Source organism: Selenomonas ruminantium subsp. ruminantium ATCC 12561, assembly GCF_000424065.1.
GTDB lineage: Bacteria > Bacillota > Negativicutes > Selenomonadales > Selenomonadaceae > Selenomonas_A > Selenomonas_A ruminantium.
Genome location: NZ_AUJE01000003.1, coordinates 75542 through 99265 on the forward strand (window position 1 = coordinate 75542; position 23724 = coordinate 99265).

Sequence of the window (23724 nt, forward strand, 5' to 3'; positions counted from 1 at the left end):
CTAGCTGCCTAAAAGAGGCTGTTGGAATGCAAACAGTGTTTCATTTATGGCAAAAATATCGTACTCCGCCCGCTGAATAAAATACTCCACGATAATATCCGACTTGCTGCTATGGGACAATGCATACCCTGCCCGGCCTATAAAATCCTTTGTTTCATCAAGATTCAGCTCCAAGGCCACTGCAAATGCCAAGGCCGTAGATTTGCTCGGCTTGTAAGCGGGGTTATTGCGAATTTTCGAGAAGAGCTTGCGGTCTACATTAGCTTTCTTGTAAACCTCCGGGTCAGTCTTTCCCTTAACATCGATAAGCCGCAGCAGCGACTCTGAGAAGGTATCATCCACTTCGGCCAACAAATCCTCCAAGGAGCGCTTTCTCTCAGGCTTGAGAAATTTGGGCAAATCTGATACTTCGGCAGCACAGGCTTCATCGCCTAAATAAGTTGGTGCCTCCGTAAATCTGCGCCTCTCCCGATAGTCATCCCTATATTCATCTTCCAGTAGTTTCTCTACATATCTCGCATCCAGATAGCTTTGTACATCCTCAAACAGGCTGCTGGAGATTTTGAACGCCTTATGGTCAAACACCACAAGGTATACCTCCATCTCATGGTCATAGAGGAAATTACGTATTGCCTGAGTTGCCACCGCTATGGCTATCTCCGAGGGGCAGCCGAATACTCCTGCCGAAACAAGTGGGAAGGCTATAGAACCGCAACCGTTATCCATCGCCAACTGCAGGGAATTTTCATAGCAGCTGGCCAATAACTCCCGCTCCCCATGCTCGCCACCCTGCCATACAGGACCTACTGTGTGAATGACGAACTTGGCATGCAGGCCATAGGCTGGTGTAATCTCTGCCTTACCAGTAGCAATGGCACCGATTTTCTTCCGTGCCGTCAGCAGCTCTGCTCCTGCTGCCTTATGTATTGCCCGGTCAACGCCACCACCTACTATAGGCTTGGAGTTCGCCGTATTGACGATGGCATCCACCTGCATTTTCGTTATATCGTTGCGTACGATTTCTAATGGCATGATTGTCACATCCTGATATCAAATATTAACACCAAATGTTTTTATAACTTCCTCGCTGTCCCTGCCGGAAATCGGCTTGCCTGTAGCAATAGCAATGGCATCGAGGATTTTACCTGCCCGATGTGCGATAAACTGCTCAAAATCATCGGTCATGCAATCGTCCATATCAATCCAATGGCTGGCAAGAAAATCGCGCAAATCTCCCTGTTCCACTTTCTTCTTTTCAATTCGTGACAGGTAGATACTGGGAGCCACACCACCAATTTCACGGTTGGTGCTATAGGAGATAGGAGTTTTATTGATAATGGAATCCCATTTGATATTATCGTATCCCTTGCTCATACAGTAAGCCTTGGGAAAGATGTGGTGTATATCAATGCCAGATGCCTTGTAAAGCGCGATGTCCATTTCCTGTCCGCTGATAAAATCACGGCTGTGATTCTTCATTATAAGTGCCATAACCCCCTTATACGCTGCACTCCTTCTGGTCTGAAGCATCAGCAGGCGCATAGGGTTAAAATAGGAAGAAACTCCACCCTGATTGACATTTTCGAACACTTGACACACTGCTTCCCTAGGCGTTTCTTTGTCCAGGCTTATTACAGGAATTTGGTAACGTGATACCTGTGCTATGATTTTCTCTATGAACTTTAGGTACTCCTGACATACATCCTGGTCACCTTGGTGATACTGCATATATCCGATTTGCCACTGGGTAGCCTTTACGCTATCCAAGATAATATTTAGAGGAAACAGTTTTATTTTTATACTCGTTTTCAGCAGTCGATACGTCCAAGTCAATCTTCCTGCCGAAATCAGAAGTAATTTGTTTTGTCTCTGGTACGGAGACAATAGCATCTACACGGTCCACAGCTGGGTCTATAGCCTTAGTAATATCTATGTAATAAAACCGCCATATCTTTCCACCCCTGTCAGTCCTTGTTTCTACAGCATTTGGGCTGCAGAGTGACGAGTAGATTGATGTGAGCCTTTGTTGACCATCCAAAATCAAATACTCCGGCTTAGCATTAGTTGTCGGTGCTCCCTCAATTGTACGATATTTAAAACGTACATTCTCATTGCCATACTCTAGAAACATCGCGGCTCCCACTGGAAAGTTCTGCGTAATACTAGCAATGAGACCTCGAATGCGGTTATCATCCCAGACCCATCCACGCTGGAAATCAGGGAGTTGAATCTTCCCCCTGCTAATGTCTTTCATCAAATCCAGAATTGGCGTGTCATTTGTCTTCATGCAGTTCATCTCCTTGATTATCTATTCCACTCCCGGAAACGAATTCACATACTTAATTTTGATATCCGGAAAGCTGTCTACAAACTGGACGGTGAAGTCTTCGCCGCTTTCCACGAACTTCCACTCACCAATATCATCCGGAAATGACTCCACGACCTTAACTTTAAGGTCAGGGAAGTGTCCAGTCACCTCCACGAATATCCATTTCGCTAATACTACCGTAATTCCTGCCTTCGTAGCCATTTTGCCTTCACCTTTAGCATGACTAAAAAAAATTGGTGCATGAACCAGCTCCATGCACCATCACTTATCAATTCTTGTCTTTTTTGATTACCTTCATTATCTGTTCTTCTGTCCAACCACTAGCAATTTTACCATAAAATAAGAAGTTAAGACAAGAAAATTGGCACGGGACTTTGCCCGTGCCATACTTTCCCTATGCGCCATTGCTATTGCAAGCCTTATCCCATCTGAGTTTCTTATTGTATCTTAAGCAACTGCTCGCCCATCCGCTGACCATAGGTTACAAACAAATCCTTGAAACTTTCAATGTCCTGACTCATCCCCACTGGCCCAAGATGGATTACAGGCTTGCCACAGGAAGAACCACCGGAATAAGTCATCATCCCCATGACCATCATGAATGTCAGTATTTCCTGAATAGCATTTTCAGCTCCTCCGTGGATATACTGCTCCGTAGCATATGCACCACCGAGCTTGCCTGCCAGTTTCAGCTTGCCAGCATTGCTCTCCAGCCAACTTTTCATTTTTGCGGTAACAGAAGCCATATAAGTTGGCGAGCCAAAAATCATCAGATGGGACTGCTGGATATATTCAAAGTCAGCCTCATCGATGTTGAAGCACCGTGCCTCAATATCATCAACGGATTTCAGTCCCTCGGCTATAAAGGTTGCGGCCCTTTCAGTTGTATGTGTCCTCGAATCAAAAACTATTGCTGCTTTCATTTGCTACCTCTCCTCAATCTAATTTAATGACAGTCCCTGCAGAAACTCTGCCCAGTACATTTACGCCAGAACAGTGGCAAAGATTGAAATCACGGACACCTAGCCGCTTCAGTTCATTCAGCGTCCTGTCCATGCGTTCCTGCCCTTCGCCATTAAGATGAATGCCGCCAATGATGCGCCGAACTGGAAGTCCCGTTCGCTTTTTCACGGTAGCGGTAATGTTCAATATACCTTGATGGGAACAGCCCACTACTAAGGCAATTCCATCATCTGCTTTGAGCAGCAAGCATATTTCGTCATCAAAGCAATCCGACTCTTTAGCACTGCCGCACACGAATTTTTGGGGAATATGTTCAAAGGAATAATGTCTATCAAAATTTGTGAACAGCTGTGCGTAATCATCAAGTTTCAAGCTATCTTTGCATTCATGTTCTTCAACTCCCCATGTCACTAAGTCCGACTTTGTAAATCCGCACCCCTTGGGAAGATATTGATTGCTTTCCTTGTCAAAGGAAAATTTTTCCTGCCAAAAATTTCTGCCGATATATACGGCCTTGGGATGGCAATATTTCAACAAAGAAGGAAATCCTCCGGCATGGTCGTAATGCGAATGGCTCAGAACGACAAAATCTACGGAAGATAAGTCCACAGAGAGTTTCTCAGCGTTGTTCCAAGCTATTCCTGTATGGCCACAATCAAACAAAAAACTTGAGTCTGGTGTTTCCACGAAGATAGCAAGACCATGTTCAGCAGTCAAATCGCTCCCTTTTTTAACGGTATTATCTACAAGAATAGTTAATTTACAACTCATCAGCTAGTCCTCATCTATTGTTTCAAGCAAAAAACTCACCGGGCGAAAGCCGTCATTGCAGGAAATCATGGCTGATCGAGGATTCTTCATCCAGCCATCATAGAAGTTCTCCGCGCCATGTGCTAGTCCCATGACAAATGGGGACATGGTCTCCCAGGCACTCTCGCACAGTCCCTCCGGCCTTTGCCAGCCATTGGCGATGAACATGGCTCCCTCATCAATATCGCAAGCATGCTCGATGGGATTTTCATACTTTTCCATCAAATCTGGGTAACAAGCCTTCCGGACAACAGTTATTCGTACCTTTTTCACGCCAGCACCTCCTTCTAAAAACTGCTGCAAATTTATCGTCATCTTCCTCAGTACGTTTGGCAGGTCCTTTCAGATGTACCTTTTTCTTTGACCGTCTGGCTTTTTTCGCCATATGCCGCTCCATCAACAGCCGGTCGATATTTTCAGCGGTATACCGCCAACCATTCTGATGAATCGCATAGGCCTTCTTCCCCAAAGCCATCGCCGCTACGCCATAATCCTGAGTCACTACGATATCACCAGCTTGGCAAAGATTTATAAGTGCCAGGTCAACCGCATCTGCTCCGGCACCAATTACACGTACCTCACTATAAACTGAAGTCAATATATGATTGGTGTCACAGAGTAGCGTTACAGGCAAACCATATTTTCTGGCTACCTGCTCCGTTATTTTAACTACTGGACAAGCATCTGCATCAACGTAAATCCTCATCCGATATTTTTCACCTGCGCCAATATCTCGGCTTCATCCGCATAGCGATGTATATGGAAGCGTTCATTTCCGGCCAGCATAGCAGAAAGCTGTGTTTCCTTAGGACGGTAGAAAATATGTACTTCCTTGCCACGGGCTTCAGCGTAAGCCAGCTCATATCCAACGCCCAACGACACCTGCGTGCATTCTGCAACGACAATGTCGCATTCACGCAGCCAGGTCGTATCCTGTTCATAGATAGCTTTGTCACCTTTATCTTCTACCGTAGACAAACTCAAGTCACCTACATGCTCAGTAAGCACTTGATGTTTTTCCTTCAAGGCAGCTATGACCTTACGGTAGAGTTCCGCATCCTGCCTGCCGCCACGAATGGAGCCTGCGAAATATACCTTCATCGTTCCATCCTCATTTCATCTTCAAATCTAACAGTACCTTATCGGTTTCCCACGGCGATATGACCGTATAGTTGATACCTGCCCCCTCCAGAACAGCCTTGATTTCTTCATCCTTTACCTTGGCTCGTTCCAGATTCGTCTCCTTACGGCCATCTATGCTGATGAATTCATCATTGCGCCGTAGGAGGTATTCCACATTGTCAAATTTGGCATGCTCATGCATCACCAACTGGTCAAAGAGTTCATCCGGCGTGTTGTTATAGATGATGTTCAACGGCAGGGGCGAATCGCAGACTGCATACTCTACGCCATACCGCTCCAGCGTCTTCAACCTGTGCACCTGTTCGGCAAATAGATACAGCTGATCCTGTACGATGTCCGTAGCATTTTGATACCAAAGCCACTTGGCGTACTCGCCCACCAGTTCCGTCTTATGCCCCTTACGCTTCAGCTTCGAAAAAATGTCTGCGGCGATAGTGCTCTTGCCAATGCCTGCGCCGCCGTAAAAGTTCAGTACCTTCAATTACAATGCTCCTGTTCTTTCTTCAAATTTTTCAATATCTATTATACACCACATAAGGAATGTTCTCTACAATGCACTGCCGCCCGTACCAAACATGTAGCCTACAATGGAAAGTAATAATTGGAAAGGCTAGATGAGATTAATTGCTGCAAATGCTGTCTTGCCAATATAGTTGGAAACAAAATAGCCGTCAATTGCATCATAAGTAATGGCAATCATCACTGTGCCTATGGTCGGCGCAGCGAAGAGCAGTAACTTCCTATAGGTAAAATGGTCGGATAACTTGATATTCATAAGCCATACATCCTTTAACCAAACACAAGGTCAATAAACTTTTCGATATACAATTGCTGGAATGCTGCCATCTTTTGCTGGGAGAAGAAATTTCCCGCCCATTCGAATTCCGATTCGAAGCAGCCTGAATTGTTGTCGTTCTCCAAAAACTCCAGTTCTAGTCTTGCTCCGGGGGTAGAATAAGGATTGGGCAAAGGCAGATAGAACGGACGAAGCTCCCCAAGCTCATCTGCGTTGATATTCAGCTGATAGTTGACTTCCATCGGGTCATCCAGGAAAGGTTGGTCGTTAATTAACCGCCCGCTGCAGTTTCTGCGAGTCTATGTTCTTGGAAAAGTGGAAGAAATAGGACATATTGTTGAACATGGTAGACTTCGGCATCATCAATTGATTATCCACCATCTCTACCTGCATGGGAGAAAGTTTGTGTGGCCGCTGAATAACAAAAGACCGGTTGACAAGTTAATAGCTCATGCCTGCTTGTCAACCGATCATCCTTATACGTTTATATGGTCAACGTTTTTTAACACCTTTGGGTCCTAAAAGAGCTTCCAGCTCGGCCAGGGTTTCCGGCGCATTGTCCAGCCAATAGCTTTCTCCCAGCTTTTGCCAGCTGCCACGATAGAGATAGACAACGTGGCTGCCGTGATGCTTGGCCATGAGTTCCTTCAAGTCCTTGATGAGCTGCTCGCCGCCCTCCGTCGCGGGCAGCAGATAATATTCCGGCTGATATTCGTCCATAGACCATATCTTATCCACGAGCAATTTGACCTCAGCATCCCGCAGGTCAACCTTCCCTTGTAAAACGATTGGTGTATCCGGTGTCAGCAGATTCACATACTGATAAAAGGCGCGCGGGAAAATCGTTGCTTCCAGCTGTTCTGTGTAATCTTCCACTTTGATAAAGCACATGGTGTCACCCTTTTTCGTGGTGATGCGCCTGCTTTCCGCAACCAAACCGGCAATGCGGACAACCTGCTTGTCCTTGACGCTCCCACTCAGGGTTTCAATGCTGGGCAGATGGCCGATTTTATCCTTGTACTCGTCCAAAGGATGACCCGTGATGTAAAAACCGGTGTTTTCCTTTTCCCATCCTAACATGGTGCGTTTAGGAACTTCATCCATATCCGGCAGTTTCATATCCGCCGCATCATCCTGCATCACATCGCCAAACAGACCTAATTGGCCATGGGCAAAGTCCTTCTGGCGTCGTTGTGCCTCGCCTACTGTCGGTTCGAGTACATGGAGCAATTGACTGCGCTTGGCGCCCAAAGAGTCAAAGGCACCGCATTTTATCAGACTTTCCAATACCCGCTTATTGACCGTAGTCATATCAATCCGTGTGCAAAAATCCAATAGCGAGGTAAACGGCCCATCCTGTTTCCGCGCTGCCATAATGGCCTTGATGGCGTTTTCGCCCACATTGCGCACAGCCGCCAGCCCAAAGCGGATATCTTTTTTATCCACACCAAACATGATATCGCTGGCATTGATATCCGGGGGTAGAATCTTAATGCCCATACGATGTGCCAATTCGATATAAACTGGGACTTTGTTGGCGTTATCCATAACACTGGTGAGCATAGCCGCCATAAATTCAGCCGGATAATGGGCTTTGAGATACGCGGTCTGCCACGCTACCAGCGCATAGGCGGCACTATGCGACTTGTTGAAGCCGTAGTCGGCAAAATGAGTCAGGAGGTCAAAGATGGTATTGGCAAGCTCGGCATCAATGTTGTTGCCTGCACAACCTTTGAGGAAGTTTTCCTTCTGTGCCATCAGGATTTCATGCTTTTTCTTCCCCATGGCACGGCGCAATAAATCTGCCTGTCCCAAGGAGAATCCAGCCAAAACTTGCACAATCTGCATAACCTGCTCCTGATAGAGCACCACACCAAAGGTTTCTTTGAGAATCGGCTCCAAAAGTGGGTGCATATAGGTGACTTCTTTGCGCCCATGGCGCCCGCCGATAAAATCATCCACCATGCCGCTGCCCAAGGGGCCGGGACGGTAAAGAGCTACAGTCGGAATCAGGTCGGCAAAGTTTTTCGGCGCCAAATCCTTCACGAGATTGGTCATGCCAGACGATTCCATCTGGAACACCGCCCCTGTACGTCCCTCACAGAGCATTTTTGCCGTTAACTCGTCCTCTAAGGGAATGGCATTGATATCCACCTTTTCCCCGCGGGTCTGCTCGATATTATTCAGCGTATCACTGATTACCGTCAAGGTTCGCAGGCCCAAAAAGTCCATTTTCAGCAGGCCAAGTTCCTCCACATGGTCTTTGTCAAACTCCGTAACCAGCGTACCTTCCGAAACGGACACCGGCAGATAATCGGTCAGCGGGTGTTTAGCAATAACCACGCCTGCCGCATGGGTAGACGAATGACGGGGCAGTCCCTCGACCTTGCGGGCAAAGTCGATAAGCCGCTTGGCTTCTTCCGATGACTCATAGATATTACGGAATTCCGTGGAGGCTTTCATGGCCTTGTCCAGGGTCATTTTCAGTTCGTTGGGAATCAGCTTGGCAATGGCATCCACCTGGGCATAAGTCATGCCCAGTGCCCGGCCAACGTCACGCACAGCACCCTTGGCCGCCATTGTACCAAAGGTGACAATCTGCGCTACATGGTCATAGCCATAGCGTTCCTTTACATAGTCGATAACTTCTTCGCGGCGGATATAGCAGAAGTCAATATCAATATCCGGCATGGTCACGCGCTCCGGATTGAGGAAACGTTCAAAGAGCAGATCGTATTTGAGCGGGTCAAGGTTGGTAATGCCCAACAGATAAGCTACGATACTACCTGCCGCCGAGCCACGCCCTGGTCCAACGGAAATGCCCTGCTCGCGGGAATGGTTGATGAAATCCCATACAATCAAAAAGTAACTGTCATAACCCATACGGTGGATAATGGAAAGCTCGTAATCCAAGCGTTCCCGCACTTCCTGCGTGATTTCCGGATAGCGGGAAGGCAATGCCTTTTCGCAGAGAGCCCGCAAATAAGCTTCATCATCTTTATAGGCTTCAGGAATGGGGTAATACGGCAGCTGAATATGGCCAAACTCAAAATCAACCTGACAGCGCTTGGCAATTTTTACGGTATTGCTAAGGGCTTCCGGATAGGCGGAAAACAGCCCCGCCATTTCTTCGGGGGATTTCAAGTAATAATCATCGCTGTTAAAGCGCATCCTATCCGGGTCATCCACGGTCTTACTCATCTGAATACAGAGCAGGATATCGTGGAATTCGCTGTCTTCCCGGCGCACATAATGGCTATCGTTGGTCGCAACCAAACCGACGCCGTATTTATTCGCTAATTCAATAAGACCTTCATTGGCAACGCGTTCTTCCGGCAGACCATGATTCTGAATTTCCAAGAAGTAATTGTCCTTGCCGAAGATGTCAATATACTCCTGTACCAGCCGGTCAGCCTTATCCTTGTTGTCTTGAATCAATGCCCGCGGCACATCACCAGCAATACAGGCAGACAGACAGATAATTCCTTCATGGTATTGCCGTAGAAGTTCCTTATCCACGCGCGGCTTATAGTACATGCCTTCGATATTGGCCAGCGACACCAGCTTTACCAGATTCTTATAGCCGGTCTGATTTTCAGCCAGCAAAATCAAATGGTAATACTTGATTCCATTGACTTCCTGACGTTCCTTGCGGGAACCGGGAGCAAGGTACACCTCGCAGCCAATAATGGGCTTAATGCCCTGCTTCTTGCATTCTTTATAAAAATCAATCGTGCCATACATGACGCCATGGTCGGTAATGGCCAGATGTTTCATGCCCAATTCTTTGGCACGGGCCACCAAATCCTTGATGCGGGCGGCACCATCCAACAAACTGAACTCCGTATGACAATGGAGGTGGGCAAATTCGATATTGCTTGCTGCTTCCATAAATAAATTCCTTCCTAATGCAAAACGATTATCCTTTAGTATAACATAAACCTTGCCCGCGTGCAGGCTCTCTGCTAAAATATTAGCAAAGAAAGATGTTAGAGGTGTTTGCCATGACCATACACGGAGCAGTCATTATTGAGCAGGGAGTTACCTTCGCTATTATTGCGGTGAAACAGTCCGTCACCATGTATACCGCCAGAATGGTACAGACCCGCCATGAACTGGCACAGTTCTTTCCCAATATGCCCATTATCCTCATGAGTCAGGATAACAGCGGCACGCCCCACTACTATGGCCGCAAGGATATCGTGGAATTTTTGAAAACCGTGCGGCTTGACCAGATACCGTGGAAAGAATACCATATTTATTAACGGTACTATTCAGCCGAAATAATTACGCCTCACAATGCCTTATTTTATGCGGGTTTCCAATAGTTGGCAAAAGGCCGAAAAATCGCTTTTTGAACATTTTTGTGGTCAAAACGTGGTCACGGAACAAGTATATAACGATAAAAGCCCCGGAACTCAACGACAATTCGTCGCCAAGTTCCGGGGCTTGCTTGTTTGGCACTTCTGGCAGTCAGCCGAACGTAATAAATTCGAAAGCACCTATACCTATTATATCACACTTCAGCGGCTGCCTTCTCCAGTACAACCTTCAAAATGTAGATACCGATATTCAGGGCAGCAGGTACCACGAACGCATCGCGAATTTTACACCAGCCCGTTTCGTTCGGGGCGTCGGCTTTGCACTCCTCGATGATGCGGTCGGCTGCGGCCTCCAGCAGGGCAATTCCTCCAATCATGTTTACCCGCAGAAAATATTCCACAAATCCGGAAAAAAATATTCCACCGAAATCGTTTGAAATCGTTCGAAGATATCGCGCAATGTCCACCGCAGGCAATACGTTTTCTCATGGGCATGAAGAAACTGTGTTTGATTGGTGGACAATATGCGGTTAAATCGTTCGACAATCGTTTGTTAATTCGTTTTTAACTCAATAACGAAATGTTATCGAGTTACTCATCATAGTAGATATTGGCATCATACCCGAACCCCGCCAGCTTGTCCGTGAACTGGTGCATCCGGATAACATTGTTCGGATATTCCTCTTTGAGATAATCCCGGCATGCCGTTTCAAAGGTATTGCCGCTCCCGTAGTTGGCCACCCAGTACGGCACGTAATCGGGCAAATCCTCAATCCGGATGTAATGGCTCTCTTCAGCGCTCAGCCAGTTCCAGCTGGCGTAGATTCCATTGTACTGATGGCCATAATCGGTCAACCGATTGATGAACGCCCGGCAGCATTCCGTTACATCGCCGTTGAGCATCCGCTTGCTTTCAGCATCGTACCAGATTCCCAGAGGCGGAGTCTCCCCGCGCAGATATTCTTCCAGCCATGCCGCCACCTGGTCAGCCTCGTCCACACCTTCATCGTAGGTACATGCATGGGCAAAGTAGTACACACCATACTGCAGGCCGTATTCCACGGCCTTATTGATATGATCGATAAACATATCATCAAGATGGGCATGTTCGCCAATCTTCAAGATAACGCCCCCGATGCCAGCCTCCTTGACTGCTTGCCAGTCTACATTTTCCTGCCATGCACTGATATCAATTACCTTCATTTGTGTTTGCTCCTTTCATTTGCGAGGTTGAATTACTTGGCTGCGAGGTTTTATTGTTTCTTCTTTCCACACCTGTCCGGTCTGTAATTTCTCGGAAATGGGCACATCTCAAACAGGCTGTACTCCATCTCCTGCACCTGCCCCACATAAAAGCCTTGCCGCCTTGCTACATAAGCAAAGGCGGCAAATTTGTTGTATAGTTCTGTCCAGGCCAAGCCATTCATTTCTCCCCCTTGTTCTCCCGCGCAATCTCATGCGGATTTTCAAAATGATTAACAGCGGTCTTAGACAGATAGCCGCTAAGGCCGCCTGCAATGCCTGTTAAGAGTTCGGCGGGTGCGCCCATGACTACGCCAACTATCAGCGCAATGGCCAGCCCTCCTACCGCAACCAAATCTGTCGTTATCTTCACTGGTGCACGCCTCCTAAAACATCATCAATCCGATCAAGTCTGTGATGAGCACTTGCCGCACTAGCTTCAACTTTAGCAACGCGCTCCTGTAATTCATGCCTGCGCTGTTCGCTGTAGCGCAATTCGTCTTTTAGTTCCTGCACGATTGTTCTTAGGCCCTCGATTGATTTGTTCAATGGAGTTAAGACAATGTACGAAAAAGCACCTGTGAGGAATCCTGCTATTACTACGGACTGCGCTACCGTATTTATGATTTCCATTTTGACCACCACCTTATTATCATATAGCGACAACAAAATCGCTAAAACAGGCTGATAATGCGCTGAAATAGCAATTTCGTTATCGTATTTTGATAGTTACAATAGAGCAGGGCATTAACTCAATTAACACCTGCTATGTTCATTTTTTATACAGAGAATGTATAGTTGTGCTTTATATTGATTTTAATTTATTCTCAAAAATCCACGACACATATTCATCTCCTAATGCATTAAGATGATTGTTCCCTAACGCATTATTTGCTCCGTATACTGTTATCCATGCTTCATTAAAGAAATGGACTCCACTTTCATGGTAATTGTCAATACACGGAACGCCTTTCAATCTACATACTTCAAGCATAGCATTAGCATATGCTTCATCAGCCTTGTTGGATGTTCTTTGATAAGTAGTGGCAAAAACCAACTTAGCACGCGGATAATTAGTGATAATGTAATCAATCATATAATTGATTGCACCCTTAAACGTAGTTTTTTCTGTATCAGTATTGTTACCAATAGGGATAGAATAATTATAATCGTTAGCTCCACCCATGACCATGATATAGTTTGATTCCGCTGGAATGGTATTCACTCTGTCACACATAGGCGAATTTTCTGTATAACTGCTTATTTCCGCCAAAGGGTTTCCACTGATTCCCAAATTGGTGTACTTAGAACGGTTTCTTTTAGCGATTAAATACGGCCATGATTCTTCTTCCGTTTTATAATACACTGCTGTCAGCGAATCGCCCATAAAGGTCAGGCTTTTCGATTCCAAAGGATTGTCAATTGTAACATTATCAGGAGTACAATGCATTACATATGAATAATTCTTTTGAGTAATGTTTAAAATTTCATTATACGTCTTTACTAAACATCCATTTTGCCCGTTAATCGTAAAATCATCAAAAATGTCGATAAATTTACTCTTTCCTCTCCCAGACGCATCTTTTTCGTAAGTTGCTGTTTGTACTCGCAAGATAATGCCGAAATGCGTATAGCTTGATGTATCTATCTGTGCATACTGATTAGATGATATATGATAAACGCAACTTGTTGTATTTTCTGGCTGATAACTAAAGTCATCAACTATGCTTCTATTGGTGAAATTATTATTATAGCCCACAACATAGATTTCCATTCCGTTTGTAGCAGGTTCACTTGTGCGAATATAGCCATCAAAATAAATCTGATTATTTTGCGGAGTAAATTGCCTTGTAACAACTGCGCAATATCCATATATATTATTTTCTACATCTCGCACTGGTTCTACTACGCGAGAAAACGCTGTGCCTCTTTCGTGAGCTACTATAGGTGCTACATCTGCATAATCGCTGCCATATTTTGTGAAGAATGTAGGTCTTTTAGCCCGGATACTTTCAGAATTTGCTGCTGTACATTTGACAAACTTAGCTTCTACCGGAATAAGTTCATTAACTTCAACCATAGCATTAGAACTACTGGTATTTATATTAGGCTTGCATGAAATAAAATCACCGTTTTCATCATAGTACGCGATAACAGCATAATTAGAAGCTATACCAGCTACAGCAGCGCTCCACTTTATACCATAAGCATTATCTGGTATGGTAAACTCCAAAAAATAATAATTGGTGTTAGTTCTGTTTAAAGTACCATTTACAGCAATGAAACCAACATTGTAAGTATCAGGTTTTATTGCTACTTTATCGGTAATGTTTGATAATCCAGCAAAAGAGCGTTTAAAACTTTCCCCAGTTATAGCGGCATCAGCGGCAGCTCCGCTAACAGTCAAGGTTTTATCGGTTTCCAAAGCAGTAGAATTATACACACCGCCGCTTACCCATGCTGTGCCGTTATAGTAGTACCAGTTGCCGTTGGTGTAACCTGTTTCCGAACCAGTATAGACGTAGATTTTTGTCGTATCGGCCATCGCCACAGCGGTTGCTGCAGTAAAAGGATAACCATAACCATTCTTTATCTGATTTAGACTGGCATTAACCAAAGCCTTAGCGTTTTCAACTAGAGCTGCATCATACTTATATGCGGCCGGAACTCCCAGAGGCACAATCCCCTGATTGATTTCCTTTTTGAGCACGTTTTCATTAATCTCAATCGACATGTGAAATCCCCCTCACAATAAATTTTGACGAATAAAGAAGCGTCATATGGAAACCACTTCTGGTAGTCATGGAAATGTCGTACCAATAGATACCTTCTCTGAGGCTCCGCATTTCAGCTGCAGTGCCATACACGGAAATAACATTATTCAATGTATCAATGCCGCATATAAGTACTAACACAGAATTTGTATCTGATACCTTTTCTTTGATACTGAATTTTATGGTTTCTGTGCCGTCCAGCACATAGCCATCTTTATCCAGGTAAAACAGCGTAGTGAAGGTATCACCCTGATTCACCATGATGGTCTTGTCCTTGATTGTTATCATATAACCGCCCCCTACGGAATGGTAATGGTTGTTGTTGCCGCAATGCCGGAGATACCCGCCTTATTTACCGCTGTTACATCGATAACATGTCTCCCGGCTTTAAGCCCGGACAACTCAAATGTTGCATTAAGCACACGGTATTCAGACGAATCATCAACCAGGATTCGATAATACTGCAGGTTGGTATTGGTAATCTCGCGCCACGTCAGTTTTACGCTTGTCCCTGATACTGTAGCGGTTAAATCCGCAATTTCCAGTCCAGCAATCATACTGATCATGTTCGTGATGGTCATACTGACACCGGGGCTTCGCATAATGCTGTTGACGGTTACCACTTTGACATAGGCCGTATCTTCCGGCACATCCCCTGTATACTGGGTACCATCTATACTGACCAGCATATCCCAGTTCACATTATCGTTTGAGGTAAATATCTGATATGTGCCCAGGCTTTCACGTTCCCAGGAAATATCCAGCCTGTAATGGATTGTACCGTCGGCTGCCATATACTGATATTTCATTGCCGATAGCCCGCTGGCGTTTTTAATCGTTGCGCCCTCTGAGCTGTACTGCGGTTCCGGAATATCGTATTCCTCATTGTAGATGCGCTCATCATATTCAATGCACTCGATGGTACGCGTGAAATCCTGTGCCCGGGAAATGCTTTTTACGACAAAAGGTTTGGCGCCTACCGTGGCCTGCGCCAAATCGAAAATATCCTGCTCCTGTGGCGGGTCTGCCTCATTGATTGAAGCCAGCTGTACTTTACACCAGCCGTCTTCATTTTTGAGGATGGTCACTGCCGAAGTGTAGATATTATCGTTAAGGGTTCGGTACTGGATACGATAATCGCCCTCCGTGCTGTCCAGTTCTACCGGCAACAGTAAGGTGTTGCCATCTACGCGGTGGATACGGCCAGACTTCGCCCATCTGGGCACATCATGGGCCACAAGGATAACATCGCCCACAGTACAGGCTATGGCATCGATATTTGCTTCAAAGCGGATGGTGCGGCGCAAGTACAGATTGCTATACAGCTGATACATACCTTCGCGGTACGCCTGCTCATAGCTGGTGATGCCGTCGAAGGTTGCCTGCGCGGTTTTCTCCTCTGCCTCGGTATCGTAGGTATCCGAATAGATGGTGATGGTTTCCCGGTTGTAGTCGTTTGCAGCATCCATATAGGTCAGCTCGACACAGTTTGCACGGTCCGAGGTCTGCATAAATTCTTCCTGAAAAGAGCCCGCAATGATATTGCCCATGCCAAACATCTGCACTGGCTGTTGGACATGGTCATAGATACAGCCGTATCGGGTACCGAAGCGAATGACCTTTCCGTGACCGACAGCGGCAATGTTATTGTTTATGGTGGCCAACATTTCCCCGACGGTATTCAGTTCAATGTTGACCTTATAGTTTTTCTCCTGGCAAAAATCCGCCCATGCCTTGAACTGGTCATAAAGCATATACTTAGCGGGAATCCCCCGCACATCATACTCCCATGCCCCCGTATTGGCGTTCTGCAGGTAACTGCATTGGTGCAGTACATCATAACAGGCCCATGCCGGGTTATCGCTGGCCGCCTGCTCATAGCTTTCTGTAGTGGGATTCCAGACGAGCACATAGGGCCGCGTCTTGAGGAATTTCAGCGTAGGTGTGCCGCTCAGCTGGTCCGTGGCCAACGCCTTGATGCCGATAAGCGCGATATTGGGATAGCTGAAATCATCATGAACAATGGAGGTCAGCGATGACCACCAACACCGAACTGCTGCCCGGGAACTGTCCACATCATGACTGCGGGCTGTGACCTGCATCCGAACCTCATATGCAGCTGACTCTAACGGGTCAATGCGGAATTCCTTGCGCAATGCGCTGGATTGATGTGCGGTAATCCGGGCACCTTTACGAACTACAGAGAATGTCCCCGTTGTTGCCCTGTCACTGACCACGAAATCACCAACCTCAGCCTGTTCTTCGCCGATCCAGATAATTCCACTCATCTGAGAGCCATCCGGATAGGTGATTGTTATCGTCTTGCTAAGCAGCTCCTCTGGATTCTGTGGATTAAGGTTACGAACAACAGTAACGCTATACTGCCCTACAGGCGGCATTCTGCCGTTAATGACCGATATCCCCACCGTCCCAGACGCCACATCTACACCATATGCGAATGGTATCCAGTTTTCGTTCCCTGCCTTCCGATACTCGCCCAGTATTTCCACCCAGGCATCATCAAGGCCGCCGCTGTCATTGGCATAGTACAGGCCATTGGAGAATTCCACCTTGGTGATAATCCCCTCCGAGGCATTGCCGGGAACGGTATCCACTCGTTCCTCTGCCAGCAACTGATAGCCCAGCTGTTTGGTACTGTATGTATCGTTGAAGTTGGGAATAACGGTCTGCGTATTCGTGCCCTCGCGGGTTTCCACCGTCAAATCCTTGTAATAGCTGGCGGCATTGTCATTCAGCTGGATATTGCTGATTGTTAACGGCCCTTCACCGGCAGCCACCAGCCAATTGAGATATTCCTTGTTATCCAGGACATCCACAAACTTGCCAATGGTCTGGCCACCGCTCTGCACCGTTCCATAGGTCAGGGCAATGGAATTATTCTGACCTTCCATCGTCTGAATGCCGTCCCAGGAATAGGTGGCATCATTCTTAAAGTCACCGAAGTTTCCGGTATCGACTTTTTGCCCAAACAATCGGTTAATCAGCGTGCCACCGACAAACATGACGGCTGCAGATGCCATTACCGCCCCCAAGGCACCTTTGGCAAAGAACGAGCCACCTTTTGCCCATAAACCTCCGGCTATACCACCTGCGTATACCGACAGGGCAATCATGGCAATGGTGCCCAAAATTTTACGCCCCGTCCCACCCATAACTTTCGGATAGATGACCACCAAGGCATCATCCGGAATCATCGTCTCCAGCTCTATCGGCTTACTATTGACCAGAATATCTACATTGGCACATGCTGGCATATACTGCCGTAACACTTCATCCGCGGTCTTGCCAGCTTCCACAGTATGCAGTTCCCTTCCGTTCCAAGGCTCGAACGGATTTTTGATTATCACCAGTTTAATCATCAGAACCACCTACATACTCATAAAACCCTTCGATTACCAACCGCCATGCCGGCGAATCGATGCGGTCAACACATACGCCGATATTCGAGCGTATATGGATAAACTGACCATTGCCGATATAGCAGCCGGTATGATTGACAATACTGCTGGGCGTACCAAAACGGATGGCCATCAAACAGGGCACCGGCAGTTCTTCGCCTTTCCCAATTCTGCGCCAGTTTGAAGTGATTGCCGTTTTACTGGTAATCAGCGCATTGACCTTTTCGAGGTCATCAAAATCTGCCGTATAGTCCGGAATGGTCATGCCATATCTTCGATATATCTCCTGCACCAAACCATAGCAGTCAAAACCTTCTTCCATGCTTCTGCCCCGGTTGGTGAACTTAACGCCAATCAGGTCTCTATACTGAATCAATGGACATACACCCCTTTCTGATCTATCCCCTGAAAGCCGCCAAAGCGGGCGGAATTGTTCCTTGCCCGGCAATCCGTCAGCGTGTGATTGCAGGTACTTTCCGCTGACTGGCACCCGCAGCGAATGCCCTTGTACTTGAACGGGCAATTGTTCTTCATATACCGATTCAGCGGGCGGCGAGTTCTGCTGCTGTACTCATTTCCCAGCGTAAAGGTGATACTCTGCTGATTGACCGTGGTCTTGGTCACCACAAAATATTCCTCCAGCTCCGGTTCCGGTGCGAAAAGATTCTCTGTATTGACCACCCGGATAATGACCTGGAAACCGTTTGCTCCTTCAGCCTGTTCCACCATATACTGCAAAGCCTGTGAGGTGTTGTCGATGGTCAGCGCCACATTCGGGTCACTGTCATCCGTCTGTTCACGAATTTCGCCCAGCTCAAAAGGGAATGCCTGCCAAAGCTCACCATTCCAGATAATGTCTTCTGTGTTGTAACAAATCCTTGCCGAGTCCTCCGGCAGCTTGATTTCCAGCAGAGGGATAAAACTGGAATCTGTGCTGAGCTTGTTTTTCTCCCGCTTGGCTACTGCTGATAACGAAATCATCTCATACCTCCGTCAGTTCAATCTTGCCGCTCCAATACGATAAAGCCTTGTTGCTCCATTTCTCCACATTTGTGATGCGAACTTCAACCAGTTCTTCATCCGGGTTCATGTAGTCGTAAGCGATATCGATGGAATCCGGGTCTGTCCACATAAAGGAATTGGCTGAGAACTTCGCCTTATGGACAACGAAGTCCATCAGCCTCAAATAATCCTTGCGGGTAATAGCATTCCATGTAAGTGTCCACTTTCTGCGCGACCGGGTGAATTTTGAACGGGACTGCATAGAGCCATCTTCAAACTTGGAGGTAATTGATGTATTTTCAAATTCTTCCTCAAACGGCCACGCCGGAGCTGGCAGATTATCAGGCCAGTATAATTTTGTACTCATGTTGCTGCCACTCCCTTAATCATATTGCGAATGCCGTTCCGATTGGTTGCCACTGCGTTTAGGACAACACCGACTACCCACTGCTCACCATCCCATTGGGACGAGGTCTGTTCGGCTTTGATTTCCGAGCCCGTGTTATTGGTCACATTGACCACTACGTTGCTGCCCTTATTATTGGTATAGGAAGCCGGGGCCTCAATACCACTCACCCGTGGAGTTTTAGGCGCAGCCAAACCGCCTGCTGCAAACTTACCAGCATTCATCGCTTCCAGAATCGGCGCGTACATCTTGGTGGCCTGAGCCGTCATAACATATTCACCATTGGACAACCATGCTGGAATGGAATCGGATTTGCCGGTACCAGGCCCGGAAATATAACCGCCAGATGCATGGCCTTCTACTTTGCCGCCACCGGAAAAATGAAGCCAACCGGATAGGCCTTCCATCCACGATGCCGCCAGTTTTTGTGCGGCAATCTTGGCCATCATATTCAGGATATTGCCGGCAAAATCAGAAAATGCCTCCGATGCGCTTTTGGTACCTGTGATGAAATCCGAAATCATATTTCCCATTTCATTTTGTACCTCATCCAAGGAATCAATGATATTGTCCTGCCAGCTCTTAGACAGCATCTGCAGATTCTTTTGGGTAAAATCGGCCAGGCTCTGCAAGGACGCCTTTTGCTGTTCAGCTGCCCATTTATCCTTATTGGCGCGGTAATCTGCAAGGATACCGGCGACATTGCCCTCTTTTTGCATGTCACTAATAATTTTGCTGTGCACTTTTTCATGTGCTTTCAATCGTTCATTTTCGGCCTGCTGCAATTTGGCATAATATTCAGCAGCAATCGCTTCTTTGGTCGCGGTGTCATTTTCATCGAGCATCAGCTCTTTTTCCTTTTCCTCCCGCTCCCTGGCCAGCTGATTTTTGGTAATGGCATATTTAATATCCGCTTGTGCCGCATAGTCTTTTGTCGATTTGGCAAAAGCTTCCTGCGCCAGCAGATTAAATTCTGTCATCGCTTCCTTATGCTTTTTGACCACATCCGTCGATAGCAGTTGCTGGTACTCGGTTACCTGCTGACGCAGTTTTTGAATCAGGTCATCATTGGCACCGGCTGCAGCCAGTTCATCTATCTTTTGGTTTTTATCTTTAACTTTACCCGCAATCTCGGCCTGTTTTTTTTGATATTCCGTGCCCTTATGCGTGGCAAAGAACTTTTGCATATCCTCGTAGAGGTCTTCAGCTTTCTTCTGTGCCTTTTCCTGGGCTTTTGCGGCTTTTTCTGCGGCATTATCAGCAGATGACCTGCCACCACCAGAACCGCCGCCACCTTTGGAACCAGCACCACCACCGGAAGGCGTACTCTTAAAGCGATAGCGTTTTCCTTCGGAGGCTTTGTTTTGTGATGGATTGACCGGTCCGCTGTTCCCGCTGGTAATGCTGAAATCACCGTTCATACCCGGCAGAGAATTCCACATTTCCTTGATGGGATTTACCACATTATCCGCAAACCAGCTGGCAAGGCCGCCAAAGACACCAACAATATAGTCATAGGCGCTTTGGAAGAATTCCTTGATGCTGTTACAGCAATCATCAGCAAAATCAGCGACCGGGCTCCAAACCGTCGATTCGAACCAATCTGCAACACCTTGCCATAATCCTTCCAGGTAATCCAAGGCCTCCGAAGCCAGTTCTGAGATATAATTCCATGCTGCCAAAACAACATCCGATACACTGGCCCATACCGATTGGAAATAGTCGATAATCGGACTCCATACAGCCGTCACAACATCGAAATAATCGCTGATAATTTCACCAATTGCGTCCCAAGCTTCGCTGACAATATCGGTAACCGAATCCCATAAATCCGAAAACCAATCCGCCAAAGCCGACCAAACAGATTCAACTGACTCCACCACAGAAGTCCATGCTTCCTCTAAACCGGCAACAAAATCGGAAACTGTCTGGCTGACCGAATCAAAGGCAGCGCTGGCCGCTTCCTTGATGGAATCCCAATTCGTCACCACCAGTGCAATACCGGCGACAATAGCGGCAAACAAGGCTGTGTACGGATTGACCAGAGCCAACGCATTAACCAGCCGCTGCGCTGCCCCAAAAGCATACATTCCTGCAGTTGCCAAAGCTTCGCCCGATGTTACAGCGGCCCATGCACCTGACACTGCCGTCAGAATCGTATACGAGGCGTACATGGTGCCAGCGAACACAGCAATATTTCCCAGCAGAGTGGCGTTTTCCTGAATTGTCGTCTTCAGGTCATCGAATATCTGTTTGACCGAAGTGAACGCGGCTACCACCGTATTGGCCACACTGCCCGCCAATGGGCTGATATTGGTTATTTCATCCAGTATGGCCGTTATGGGATTACCGCCATTGGCAATCGTGGTATTGATGCTTTCGACATAACCGCGAAAAATCTGCACCATGTCCCCCAGCTTGCTGACCGTCCCACGAACATCAAATACGGAATCCAAAATATTGCCGATACCGATCAGGGAATTTCCTGCCATCTCTTCAAGATTGGCAAACGCGGCTTTCAACGTGCCGTTCATATTTTCCGTGGCGCCCTTGGTTCGCTTTTCAATGCCATCGTATAAGGAATTTATTGCATCCTGTGCCAGTTTCCCTTCGGAGCTCAATTTACGCAGTTCTGCTACAGGTTTCCCCATCGCTTCACTTAACAGCTGCCAGGCAGGAATGCCATCATCATTTAAGGCGTTCATATCTTCGGCATTGATGCGCCCCTCATAAGCCATCTTGGTCAATGCATCGGTACAAAGACCAATCTGATTCTCAGTCAGACCAAAAGCCGAGGCGGCGTCAACAATCATCCGCATCTGTCCGATTGCTTCATCCGCTGAAGCTCCCACATTTATCCACTTGCGAGCCATGGGAATCAGGGCGGAACCACTGAAAGCGGATTCCTCCCCCAATTTCTGCATGGAAGCAACCAGTTTCTGCATTTCCTGATTGCCCACTTGGAAGGTCAGGCCTTTTTGAAGGACTTCCATATCCGCTGCGGCCTTCAATGCGGATTTACCGATTTCAGCAATGGTTCCCACCGCAAATGCCCCAGCAAGCGCCGCTTTAACACTGCCGATAGCGGATGTGAGTTTCTCCATTCCCTTGGCTGCCCGCTGGGGGCCGTCATTGTTGCCCAAATCCTGCAGCTCCCTTTGGAGCTCTTCCAGCCGCCGGATTGCTTCGGCATTATCGGCTGTAATGTTAATCTGTATTCTGTGCTGTGCCATTTTGTCGCCTCCTTTCCTGCTCTTCCGCAAATTTTCTCAAGCTGTCGGCCTGTTCCTGGCTGACCTTGACCGGGGAGCCATTACCAAAATCATCCGGCAACAGCTTTTTGACCGTAACCGGATGTTTGGGATGTCCTGCAGCATTGATGATGGGCGCCGTTACGAAGTTCGCGTAAAAGATACGCTGGTGCTTCATCCGTTCCTCATAACCGCCTATTCTCATATTCAACTCATAGGGAGTAAGACGGCCAATCTCATCCCCGGTCAAATTCAACACACCATAGCAGATAGGCAAAACATAAGTCAGATAGTCATTGAATGACGTTATTTCGTGACCTTGCGTTTTGCCTGTTTCACGTTTTTTGGTATGCTCACCGGGTCGCCATCTTTATCCACCAAGCCTGCCTTCTCGCACATCTTATGCGAAAATTCGTTTCCGAGGAAACCGGACAAACCAATCAAGGCCATGAATAATAAGGTGAAATCGGCAATGCCATTTTCCATTTCATCAATCGCCTGCTCGGCCAGCGCTTTGGCTTCTTCGCGTTCCATCCGCTCGCCACCGCCCTGCAGGGCAATCTGGAACCCGTCCACCAAAAGGCTGATTTTCGGTATTTTATTGCCGGTTACCACAGAGACAAGAGATTCACCCGCACGGGCTTCCAATTGTTCGAGTCCGGAAAGAGTAAAGGCGAGAAGATGCTCCTTCTCGCCAATCTCTAAATGGACCCGACGCGAAATACGGTCGTAATACATTTAGATACCTCCACTATTCATTAAAGCGTTGCTGCACCGGCCCGAACATCATCAATGCTGGAAAGACCGGTATAAAAAGTCGGTGCGCCGATGCCTGCCAAGGTGACCGAGAACGTTGCCATATCATCATGCGGCGTGCTGTCGGAAAGTTCCGTGATGTTGTACCAGTTGCGGTCTGCGGTGCCATTGGCTGCATAGCGGCAAAGGTCTACAGCCTCGCCCTTAATAAAGGCATCCTTCAAGGCCGTATAGCCTTCATCCGACTTACAGATAATCCCTTCCAACGAAAGCTCCGTGCTCTTGATGCCGGCATAGGTTTCGCCCCAGCCATTCGAGCTCTTATTCGAAGCGTCAATGGAATCTGCACTCATATCAAAATCCGCCGTTGTCTGTCCACCAATAAGCGTCCAGGACGGCGCATCGTAAGTAGCCGTTGTGGTATCGCCATAATTGATATACAGCAGAACTTCTTTGCCCTGCAGCTTATCCGCTGTCGCTTCACGTTTTACACGTCCATTCGACATTTGTT

General features: G+C 47.1%; 30 protein-coding genes. 1 reads left to right on the forward strand and 29 read right to left on the reverse strand.

The annotated features are described in order from the left end of the window. From G598_RS0102090 to G598_RS0102155, 14 genes are all read right to left on the reverse strand, one after another. A complete protein-coding gene (locus G598_RS0102090; RefSeq protein WP_026765547.1) occupies positions 1-1032 on the reverse strand; it encodes a macro domain-containing protein in 1032 nt (343 codons plus the stop codon). Positions 1033-1050: 18 nt separating this feature from the next. Further along, a complete protein-coding gene (locus G598_RS20200) occupies positions 1051-1491 on the reverse strand; it encodes a hypothetical protein (RefSeq protein ID WP_245582727.1) in 441 nt (146 codons plus the stop codon). 268 nt (positions 1492-1759) lie between these two features. After that, entirely contained in the window at positions 1760-2287 is a 528-nt protein-coding gene (locus G598_RS20205; protein WP_026765549.1) for a DUF262 domain-containing protein, read from the reverse strand. A 21-nt stretch (positions 2288-2308) separates the two neighbouring features. Continuing rightward, the gene (locus G598_RS16755; RefSeq protein WP_157833243.1) at positions 2309-2530 is read right to left on the reverse strand and encodes a 7(1) septoil knot domain-containing protein; all 222 of its coding nucleotides are present in this window, start codon (positions 2528-2530) and stop codon (positions 2309-2311) included. A gap of 236 nt (positions 2531-2766) precedes the next feature. Beyond that, complete coding sequence (locus G598_RS0102110) at positions 2767-3252, reverse strand: flavodoxin family protein (protein ID WP_026765550.1); 486 nt, start codon at positions 3250-3252, stop codon at positions 2767-2769. 13 nt (positions 3253-3265) lie between these two features. Beyond that, positions 3266-4063 carry an MBL fold metallo-hydrolase gene (locus tag G598_RS0102115; protein WP_071837935.1) on the reverse strand — a complete coding sequence of 266 codons (798 nt, stop codon included), beginning with the start codon at positions 4061-4063 and terminating at the stop codon, positions 3266-3268. Positions 4064-4066: 3 nt separating this feature from the next. Next, complete coding sequence (locus G598_RS0102120; protein WP_245582728.1) at positions 4067-4324, reverse strand: TIGR04076 family protein; 258 nt, start codon at positions 4322-4324, stop codon at positions 4067-4069. Next, positions 4311-4808 carry a YaiI/YqxD family protein gene (locus G598_RS16760; RefSeq protein WP_080656917.1) on the reverse strand — a complete coding sequence of 166 codons (498 nt, stop codon included), beginning with the start codon at positions 4806-4808 and terminating at the stop codon, positions 4311-4313. Before G598_RS16760 ends, G598_RS0102120 begins: the two co-directional genes overlap by 14 nt. Next, positions 4805-5203: a nucleoside 2-deoxyribosyltransferase gene (locus G598_RS0102130; protein WP_026765553.1), complete on the reverse strand. Its 399-nt coding sequence runs from the start codon at positions 5201-5203 to the stop codon at positions 4805-4807. The genes G598_RS16760 and G598_RS0102130 overlap by 4 nt, the downstream gene beginning before the upstream one ends. 10 nt (positions 5204-5213) lie before the next feature. Then, positions 5214-5726, reverse strand: a complete 513-nt coding sequence (locus G598_RS0102135; RefSeq protein WP_026765554.1) for an AAA family ATPase — start codon at positions 5724-5726, stop codon at positions 5214-5216. Between the two features lie 129 nt (positions 5727-5855). After that, on the reverse strand, positions 5856-6020 hold the full coding sequence (locus tag G598_RS19640) for a hypothetical protein (RefSeq protein WP_157833244.1): 165 nt from the start codon (positions 6018-6020) through the stop codon (positions 5856-5858). 14 nt (positions 6021-6034) lie between these two features. After that, entirely contained in the window at positions 6035-6283 is a 249-nt protein-coding gene (locus G598_RS0102145; protein ID WP_026765555.1) for a hypothetical protein, read from the reverse strand. 25 nt (positions 6284-6308) lie between these two features. Beyond that, the gene (locus G598_RS20325; protein WP_272867090.1) at positions 6309-6434 is read right to left on the reverse strand and encodes a hypothetical protein; all 126 of its coding nucleotides are present in this window, start codon (positions 6432-6434) and stop codon (positions 6309-6311) included. 99 nt (positions 6435-6533) lie between these two features. Continuing rightward, positions 6534-9932: a DNA polymerase III subunit alpha gene (locus G598_RS0102155; protein WP_245582729.1), complete on the reverse strand. Its 3399-nt coding sequence runs from the start codon at positions 9930-9932 to the stop codon at positions 6534-6536. 113 nt (positions 9933-10045) lie between these two features. Here G598_RS0102155 and G598_RS0102160 point away from each other — a divergent pair, with 113 nt between their 5' ends. Further along, positions 10046-10306, forward strand: a complete 261-nt coding sequence (locus tag G598_RS0102160) for a hypothetical protein (protein WP_026765557.1) — start codon at positions 10046-10048, stop codon at positions 10304-10306. A 251-nt stretch (positions 10307-10557) separates the two neighbouring features. On the opposite strand, the gene G598_RS16765 is transcribed toward G598_RS0102160, so the two are convergent. From G598_RS16765 to G598_RS16780, 15 genes are all read right to left on the reverse strand, one after another. Then, the gene (locus G598_RS16765; protein ID WP_157833245.1) at positions 10558-10764 is read right to left on the reverse strand and encodes a hypothetical protein; all 207 of its coding nucleotides are present in this window, start codon (positions 10762-10764) and stop codon (positions 10558-10560) included. Positions 10765-10954: 190 nt separating this feature from the next. Continuing rightward, complete coding sequence (locus G598_RS0102170) at positions 10955-11566, reverse strand: glycoside hydrolase family 25 protein (protein WP_026765558.1); 612 nt, start codon at positions 11564-11566, stop codon at positions 10955-10957. A gap of 50 nt (positions 11567-11616) precedes the next feature. Beyond that, entirely contained in the window at positions 11617-11790 is a 174-nt protein-coding gene (locus G598_RS19645) for a hypothetical protein (protein ID WP_157833246.1), read from the reverse strand. After that, complete coding sequence (locus G598_RS16770; RefSeq protein WP_037362948.1) at positions 11787-11978, reverse strand: hypothetical protein; 192 nt, start codon at positions 11976-11978, stop codon at positions 11787-11789. The genes G598_RS19645 and G598_RS16770 overlap by 4 nt, the downstream gene beginning before the upstream one ends. Next, positions 11975-12238: a hypothetical protein gene (locus G598_RS0102185; RefSeq protein WP_026765559.1), complete on the reverse strand. Its 264-nt coding sequence runs from the start codon at positions 12236-12238 to the stop codon at positions 11975-11977. Before G598_RS0102185 ends, G598_RS16770 begins: the two co-directional genes overlap by 4 nt. Positions 12239-12410: 172 nt before the next feature. After that, entirely contained in the window at positions 12411-14339 is a 1929-nt protein-coding gene (locus G598_RS0102190) for an SGNH/GDSL hydrolase family protein (RefSeq protein WP_026765560.1), read from the reverse strand. Beyond that, positions 14329-14667: a hypothetical protein gene (locus G598_RS0102195; RefSeq protein ID WP_026765561.1), complete on the reverse strand. Its 339-nt coding sequence runs from the start codon at positions 14665-14667 to the stop codon at positions 14329-14331. Before G598_RS0102195 ends, G598_RS0102190 begins: the two co-directional genes overlap by 11 nt. Before the next feature lie 11 nt (positions 14668-14678). Then, positions 14679-17759 carry a host specificity factor TipJ family phage tail protein gene (locus tag G598_RS0102200; RefSeq protein ID WP_026765562.1) on the reverse strand — a complete coding sequence of 1027 codons (3081 nt, stop codon included), beginning with the start codon at positions 17757-17759 and terminating at the stop codon, positions 14679-14681. Continuing rightward, a complete protein-coding gene (locus G598_RS0102205; protein WP_026765563.1) occupies positions 17752-18174 on the reverse strand; it encodes a C40 family peptidase in 423 nt (140 codons plus the stop codon). Before G598_RS0102205 ends, G598_RS0102200 begins: the two co-directional genes overlap by 8 nt. Then, complete coding sequence (locus tag G598_RS0102210) at positions 18171-18779, reverse strand: DUF1833 family protein (RefSeq protein ID WP_026765564.1); 609 nt, start codon at positions 18777-18779, stop codon at positions 18171-18173. The genes G598_RS0102205 and G598_RS0102210 overlap by 4 nt, the downstream gene beginning before the upstream one ends. Position 18780: 1 nt before the next feature. Further along, on the reverse strand, positions 18781-19167 hold the full coding sequence (locus G598_RS18410) for a hypothetical protein (RefSeq protein WP_051179818.1): 387 nt from the start codon (positions 19165-19167) through the stop codon (positions 18781-18783). Beyond that, on the reverse strand, positions 19164-22439 hold the full coding sequence (locus tag G598_RS0102220; RefSeq protein ID WP_026765565.1) for a tape measure protein: 3276 nt from the start codon (positions 22437-22439) through the stop codon (positions 19164-19166). Before G598_RS0102220 ends, G598_RS18410 begins: the two co-directional genes overlap by 4 nt. Further along, positions 22414-22734 carry a hypothetical protein gene (locus G598_RS0102225; RefSeq protein ID WP_026765566.1) on the reverse strand — a complete coding sequence of 107 codons (321 nt, stop codon included), beginning with the start codon at positions 22732-22734 and terminating at the stop codon, positions 22414-22416. Before G598_RS0102225 ends, G598_RS0102220 begins: the two co-directional genes overlap by 26 nt. 29 nt (positions 22735-22763) lie before the next feature. Beyond that, a complete protein-coding gene (locus G598_RS0102230) occupies positions 22764-23195 on the reverse strand; it encodes a hypothetical protein (RefSeq protein WP_026765567.1) in 432 nt (143 codons plus the stop codon). Between the two features lie 20 nt (positions 23196-23215). Beyond that, entirely contained in the window at positions 23216-23719 is a 504-nt protein-coding gene (locus G598_RS16780) for a phage tail tube protein (RefSeq protein ID WP_037362955.1), read from the reverse strand. Positions 23720-23724: the final 5 nt, after the last annotated feature.

Bases quoted from the DNA above. Each gene is read 5' to 3' on its own strand.
- G598_RS0102090 (WP_026765547.1), bottom strand. From the start codon at position 1,032: ATGCCATTAGAAATCGTACGCAACGATATAACGAAAATGCAGGTGGAT.
- G598_RS20200 (WP_245582727.1), bottom strand. From the start codon at position 1,491: ATGGCACTTATAATGAAGAATCACAGCCGTGATTTTATCAGCGGACAG.
- G598_RS20205 (WP_026765549.1), bottom strand. From the start codon at position 2,287: ATGAAGACAAATGACACGCCAATTCTGGATTTGATGAAAGACATTAGC.
- G598_RS16755 (WP_157833243.1), bottom strand. From the start codon at position 2,530: ATGGCTACGAAGGCAGGAATTACGGTAGTATTAGCGAAATGGATATTC.
- G598_RS0102110 (WP_026765550.1), bottom strand. From the start codon at position 3,252: ATGAAAGCAGCAATAGTTTTTGATTCGAGGACACATACAACTGAAAGG.
- G598_RS0102115 (WP_071837935.1), bottom strand. From the start codon at position 4,063: ATGAGTTGTAAATTAACTATTCTTGTAGATAATACCGTTAAAAAAGGG.
- G598_RS0102120 (WP_245582728.1), bottom strand. From the start codon at position 4,324: ATGGAAAAGTATGAAAATCCCATCGAGCATGCTTGCGATATTGATGAG.
- G598_RS16760 (WP_080656917.1), bottom strand. From the start codon at position 4,808: ATGAGGATTTACGTTGATGCAGATGCTTGTCCAGTAGTTAAAATAACG.
- G598_RS0102130 (WP_026765553.1), bottom strand. From the start codon at position 5,203: ATGAAGGTATATTTCGCAGGCTCCATTCGTGGCGGCAGGCAGGATGCG.
- G598_RS19640 (WP_157833244.1), bottom strand. From the start codon at position 6,020: ATGAATATCAAGTTATCCGACCATTTTACCTATAGGAAGTTACTGCTC.
- G598_RS0102145 (WP_026765555.1), bottom strand. From the start codon at position 6,283: ATGGAAGTCAACTATCAGCTGAATATCAACGCAGATGAGCTTGGGGAG.
- G598_RS20325 (WP_272867090.1), bottom strand. From the start codon at position 6,434: ATGCAGGTAGAGATGGTGGATAATCAATTGATGATGCCGAAGTCTACC.
- G598_RS0102155 (WP_245582729.1), bottom strand. From the start codon at position 9,932: ATGGAAGCAGCAAGCAATATCGAATTTGCCCACCTCCATTGTCATACG.
- G598_RS0102160 (WP_026765557.1), top strand. From the start codon at position 10,046: ATGACCATACACGGAGCAGTCATTATTGAGCAGGGAGTTACCTTCGCT.
- G598_RS0102170 (WP_026765558.1), bottom strand. From the start codon at position 11,566: ATGAAGGTAATTGATATCAGTGCATGGCAGGAAAATGTAGACTGGCAA.
- G598_RS19645 (WP_157833246.1), bottom strand. From the start codon at position 11,790: ATGAATGGCTTGGCCTGGACAGAACTATACAACAAATTTGCCGCCTTT.
- G598_RS0102185 (WP_026765559.1), bottom strand. From the start codon at position 12,238: ATGGAAATCATAAATACGGTAGCGCAGTCCGTAGTAATAGCAGGATTC.
- G598_RS0102190 (WP_026765560.1), bottom strand. From the start codon at position 14,339: ATGTCGATTGAGATTAATGAAAACGTGCTCAAAAAGGAAATCAATCAG.
- G598_RS0102195 (WP_026765561.1), bottom strand. From the start codon at position 14,667: ATGATAACAATCAAGGACAAGACCATCATGGTGAATCAGGGTGATACC.
- G598_RS0102200 (WP_026765562.1), bottom strand. From the start codon at position 17,759: ATGATTAAACTGGTGATAATCAAAAATCCGTTCGAGCCTTGGAACGGA.
- G598_RS0102210 (WP_026765564.1), bottom strand. From the start codon at position 18,779: ATGATTTCGTTATCAGCAGTAGCCAAGCGGGAGAAAAACAAGCTCAGC.
- G598_RS18410 (WP_051179818.1), bottom strand. From the start codon at position 19,167: ATGAGTACAAAATTATACTGGCCTGATAATCTGCCAGCTCCGGCGTGG.
- G598_RS0102220 (WP_026765565.1), bottom strand. From the start codon at position 22,439: ATGGCACAGCACAGAATACAGATTAACATTACAGCCGATAATGCCGAA.
- G598_RS0102230 (WP_026765567.1), bottom strand. From the start codon at position 23,195: ATGTATTACGACCGTATTTCGCGTCGGGTCCATTTAGAGATTGGCGAG.
- G598_RS16780 (WP_037362955.1), bottom strand. From the start codon at position 23,719: ATGTCGAATGGACGTGTAAAACGTGAAGCGACAGCGGATAAGCTGCAG.